Genomic DNA, 5,180 nt, shown 5'->3' with positions numbered 1-5,180 from the left:
GACTCTCTTCTAGCGATGGCAGGCCGGTTGCCGATGCCGCCACATCCTCGCCGGGGCGATCGACAAAGGGAACATGGTCGCCTGGTGCGGAGGCTATGGGCCGCTTGATTTCCACGCCAAGGGCGCGGAACCCTTCCGCCTGACCGATAATATTACCACGCCCGTCGGACAATTTATTCTTCGCTAGCCGATAGCTAGCTTGCGCTTTATCAAGGCTTTGGCCAATAGCGTTGATATCATCGACAAACAGCCGCAATTTGTCGTAGAGGCGCGCTGCGCGATCGGCTATATGCTGGGCATTGCGGCTTTGATGCTCGTGGCGCCAGAGATTATTTATCGTGCGTAGCGCAACCACCAGAGTGGTGGGACTGACCAGCATAATATTATGCCCCAGCGCTTCGCTTATCAGCTCCGGCTGTCGGCCGATCGCCACCATAAAGGCCGGCTCGATCGGGACAAACATCAAGACGTAATCTAGCGAGCGCAACCCGGGTAATTGCTGATAATCTTTACGGCCCAGCAATTTAATATGGGCGCGCAGTGAATTGACATGCTCGGTTAGCGCCAGTTGGCGTTCAGCATCATTATCGCTGTTGAAGTAACGTTCATAGGCCACCAGCGACATTTTCGCGTCGATGACCACATCTTTCCCCTGTGGCAGACGCACCACCACATCGGGCTGCAGCCGCCGTCCATCCCCTTGCTGAATGCTGATCTGGGTCTCAAACTCATAACCTTCGCGCAACCCCGATGCTTCAAGTACCCTACTGAGCACCACTTCGCCCCAATTGCCCTGAGCCTTGTTATCCCCCTTGAGCGCGCGGGTCAGGTTGACGGCCTCTTGCGCCATCTGAACATTGAGCTGCTGCAAATTCCGGATTTCATGGGCCAGTGTGTGACGCTCGCGCGCCTCTTGACTGAAGCTGTCTTGTACCTGGCGGTGAAAACCATCCAGCTGCTCGCGCAGCGGCATCAGCAGTCGGTCAAGACTTTGGCGGTTTTGCTCATCCACCTTACGTCCGCTGTGCTCAAAGATGCGGTTGGCTAGATTTTCAAACTGCGCCGACAACCGCTGCTCGCTGTTGATTAACAGACGCTGCTTTTCTTCCGCCGCCAGTCGGGTTTCCTCCAAACGAATGGCCACCTCCCGCAGTTCCCCCTCCTGGCTGCTGTTTATTTCCCGCTGCGCCTGCAACTCTTGATTGAGACGCTCACACTCCTGACGAAAATGTGCGAGGGAGGTCAAACGCTCCTCGGCGACGGCCAGCCGTCCATACTGTTCGCGATGTTCCTGTTCGCCATCGCGCAGTGCTAGCTCGGCCTGTCGTCGGGCATGTTGNGTTCGTCTGCCAGTGCCTGGTGCGCCGCCTGTACCCCCTGCTCAAGATTTATCCGTTCTGCTTCCTGCGTTAAATACCGTTGATGCTGCCGGACGCCGGCGACAAGCCAGCCTAACAATGCGCCAATCAGTGCGCCGCCTATACCGTAAAACAGGCCGTAATCCATATTGCCTCCGCCTAACCTTTGCTGACAGTCACGTTAAGGGGGAGCTATATAGATGTCCAGATCCTTTTATTGACCGACGAAATGCGCCTGGCGCCAGAAGGCCGAACACCTATAGCGCCGCGGATAAAAGATTGGCTAGCTGAAACCCTAGCCGAAGAATACTGCACAATCCCTACAACGAGCGGCACGACTGCGCGCAGCGAGCCGAAAAAACGCTAGTTATTCCCAAATAAAAAATGCGTAGCTGCGCTCTAGCATAGCGGGATGGTGTGTAAACTGCCACAGGTCATAGACCCGTTGCTGGTAGCGGTCGCCTAGCTAATAAAGAGCTAGTCGCCGAAAAAATCGGTGGCGGAAATTAAGACCAGTCAAAAATGGATGCCCGCCTCGCCTATCAACGTGCCCAGCCAGAGCAGGATAATCGTCGCCGGCAGCAATAAGGACAATAACGCCAACGATTCGCCGAAGGCTAGCAGAAAAACTATCGTTATGACCACACCTGATGCTGGCGCATAAAATCGACAATAAGGGAAATCCAGTCTTCCACTAATACATTATTCCTGACTCATGTCGCGAGCAGAACACCAGAGCATGGCGCTTCACCTGAGGTCAAGGAGAAGAAAACGATACAAAAGGCCGACCACCTGCGAGCGGCGAGCGTTACCCGCAAGTCTATTGTGCCGTCAGACGGTCAATAACAGACTGGCGGCCTCCACGACGATCTCCACGGCATCGCTTTCCGTTTGTTGCAATACCCCTATATCGGGAGTTTCTTGCTGCAGCCGGTTGACGATAACTCCCGCCACCATACCGGCGCGAAGTCCCTGCGTCGCGCACATCGTCAATAAGGTAGCGGATTCCATTTCATAATTCATCACCCCCATACCCTGCCACTCCTGCATCGACCCTTTGAACTGCCTCACTACCCGGCCAGAGTGGGTGTCATAGCGCTCTTGCCCAGGATAAAAAGTATCTGAGGAAGCCGTCACACCTATATGCAGCCGGGCGCTGCTCTTTTTCGCCGCCTGCACCAGCGCAGTGGTGCAGGCAAAATCCGCCACTGCTGGAAATGCCAGCGGTGCGAAGTGTTGGCTGGCGCCGTCCAGGCGCACGGCGGCAGTGGTCACCAGCACATCTCCTACATTGATAGCGTTTTGTATGGCGCCGGTGGTTCCCACCCTCAAAAAGGTACGGATACCAAGTTGAGACAGTTCCTCCACCGCAATGGAGGTGGAAGGACCGCCGATACCAGTAGAGCACACGACTACTGCCTTGCCAGCTAGCTCTGCGCGCCAGGTGGTAAACTCACGATGGGTCGCCAGATGCACCGGGTTGGCCATCAGCCGGGCGATTTTTTCAACCCGCTGGGGGTCGCCCGGAACGATGGCAAGGGTTGCGCCTGCAAGGTCGGAAAATGTTAGTCCAAGATGGAAAACGTCGGACTGCTCCACGTCATATACCTCTACATAGGATGGTTTATCTTGCCGATAGTACCATTAATTATCCGTATTTACCGTGATAAGACCCAGTCTTATGACGTCTTTATAGCGTTTACGGTAAGGCCTCGCGGGCCTGAAAAAGCAGCAGTACAGTAAGCGTGTCCCAGATTCACATCCTGGCAACATTGACGGAACTGGCTTCGTCGGCCTAAGTTGACATGTAGTGGCCGTCTCACTGGTGATAATGATAAAAGGTTAATGCCAAGAGTCCTTAACGATACCCTTACTCCTGCCGAGCCAGTTAGCCGTTTTGTCCGCGCTACGGGCATATACCGTCCACCACTGCGATCGTGACTGATGGTGAAAACTTGCTTTCCTGCCCTACCACCGTTCATAGCCAGTGTGATGCCATGCTCGTGTGGATGGCCCGGCCCCCACTGGGCAGCATGCCTCTTTGCCAGTGATTATCGTCTTGCAAGAAATTTTTGGCGTCAATGAGCAGCACATCCAGAAGAATCTTTGCCGCCGTTTGGGCCAAGGTAGGCTATCTGGCTATCGCCCCCCGAGCTTTATTTCTGGCAGGGAGAATCCGGCGCACTATGATAACGTTGATACGCTTTTGGCAGAATTGGTTAGCAAAGTACCACCAGACAGCCAGGTTCTGTCTGATTTTGACCATACCGCGCACTTTGCGGCAACTCAGAGGGCAGCGTCTGCGCCGTCTGGCGATAACTGGTTTTGCTGGGGCGGCCGTATCAGATGGCTGTATGCGTCTCATAACCTACATATTGAGAGCCACCGCATAGTTATGGCAAATTGACCGGAGATAAAACGTTGACCATGTGCCCCAGCACCTGGTAGATGTAGCCATCTAGCTCACTGCGCCGGCGCTCGACTTATACGGCGCACAGGACAAGAGTATTCCATTGAAAACCATTGAAACTATGCGCCAGGCGCTGCGCGCCGCTAAATGCGGACATGAAAATTGTGGTGTATCCCGTCCCGAAGGCCGGCTATGCGTTTAAATCGACAATCGTCCAAGCAATCGTTCTCCATCGGCGCAGAATGACTGGCAACACATTATGGCCTGTTTCGCCTACTTCGGGGTAAACTAAGGTGCATGGCGGTGAGAGAAGCTACGCCCATGGCAAAGAGAGGCGCAAGGCATGGTGCCGCCCCTCAGAGGATTATTATATGCATCATATCAGCCCCCAGAGGGGGTCTTCAGCACAGCGCATGCGCACTCTGGCAAACAAAAAGGTGCGCAAGCGCCCCGGGAGAATTCGGCTCCACCTTAACCTGACTGCTAGCGGCTGCCACGCTGGTATAAACGCCAGTACATTTGCCCTGACGAGGATTTCCCTGGTGTGGAGACAACCCTTCCCGACTGAGGATTATTATTCCATTAAACTGCTTTTGGCTGATATTCCCGTCCCAATAACTTTACTTGCGCTTTCTTTAAATTCCCGGTGCAGACCAACGCTGGGAAAACCCAGTGTGTGACTCAAAATTGCCATTACCCTCTCAAATTTAGACGTCTAGATTTTTAGACATCCATAATTACCATGTAGTGCACAGTTCATAAGCGCAATTTATTCACTTCCAGGTGAAACACTCTCATGATCGAACGCAAAAATCTACGAACTCTGCAGGTGTTGCTTAACAGCAGATCGTGGCGGGCTGCATCTCAGATACACCAGACCCAATCTGCACTGTCCCATCAGTTCAGCGATTTGGAACAGCAGCTGGGGGCTTCCGTCCGTTCGTACTCAAAAAAGCTAGTCGCTGTGTTGATCCGCAACCTGCGCCTCAATAGGGTAAACTGTATTTTGTGCTCACCTCGGATATCTTGCTGCGCAGTAGGCTTTTTTATTTGCCCATGTTCTATTTCGAGATCAGGCTAGTGGTGTCAGCAGATCATCCATTGGCGATCAAGGAGGTCATTGTGCCACAGGCTTTTTTGGACCTGGAAACGCTATTGATCTATCCGGTACAGCGCAACCGCATGGATATTTAGCGCTATTTTCTGCAGCCGGCGGGTATTAGCCCGATGCTCAAAACCGTTAATAACACTTTTCTGTTGATTCAAACGGTGTCGACACTAATGGGTATCGCCGCTCTACCTTGGGTAGTGGAAAGTTTTGAACACAAGAGCACGCTACGTTGTAGACACTTGGCGAAGGGCTGTAGAGCCATCTCTATGCCGTCGTGTGCGACGGTGAACAGCGCCAGCCG

General features: G+C 53.5%; 3 protein-coding genes and 3 pseudogenes. 3 read left to right on the top strand and 3 right to left on the bottom strand.

All coding sequences use genetic code 11. The features are described 5' to 3' along the window. Positions 1 to 1,339, bottom strand: a pseudogene (gene rmuC / locus BG74_RS03210) (DNA recombination protein RmuC); the annotation flags it as partial. A gap of 1 nt (position 1,340) precedes the next feature. Next, positions 1,341 to 1,506 (bottom strand): annotated as a pseudogene (locus BG74_RS16305) (DNA recombination protein RmuC); the annotation flags it as partial. 348 nt (positions 1,507 to 1,854) lie between these two features. Between BG74_RS16305 and BG74_RS20400 the strand changes: the two are divergent. Further along, complete coding sequence (locus BG74_RS20400) at positions 1,855 to 2,022, top strand: hypothetical protein (RefSeq protein WP_187202555.1); 168 nt, start codon at positions 1,855 to 1,857, stop codon at positions 2,020 to 2,022. 167 nt (positions 2,023 to 2,189) lie between these two features. Here BG74_RS20400 and udp read toward each other — a convergent pair whose 3' ends face one another. Beyond that, positions 2,190 to 2,957 (bottom strand): uridine phosphorylase, encoded by a 768-nt coding sequence (gene udp, locus BG74_RS03200; RefSeq protein ID WP_066596575.1) that lies wholly within the window; start codon positions 2,955 to 2,957, stop codon positions 2,190 to 2,192. A gap of 406 nt (positions 2,958 to 3,363) precedes the next feature. On the opposite strand from udp, the gene BG74_RS12680 reads away from it, so the two are divergent. Both BG74_RS12680 and BG74_RS16295 read left to right on the top strand, forming a co-directional pair. Continuing rightward, on the top strand, positions 3,364 to 3,765 hold the full coding sequence (locus tag BG74_RS12680) for a dienelactone hydrolase family protein (protein WP_187202554.1): 402 nt from the start codon (positions 3,364 to 3,366) through the stop codon (positions 3,763 to 3,765). Positions 3,766 to 4,564: 799 nt separating this feature from the next. Beyond that, a pseudogene (locus tag BG74_RS16295) lies at positions 4,565 to 5,180 on the top strand (LysR substrate-binding domain-containing protein); the annotation flags it as partial.

It is taken from the genome of Sodalis-like endosymbiont of Proechinophthirus fluctus (assembly GCF_001602625.1).
In the GTDB taxonomy this organism is placed as follows: Bacteria; Pseudomonadota; Gammaproteobacteria; order Enterobacterales; family Enterobacteriaceae.
The sequence above is the reverse complement of the archived record's forward strand: the minus strand, read 5'-3'. Positions and strand labels throughout refer to the sequence as shown.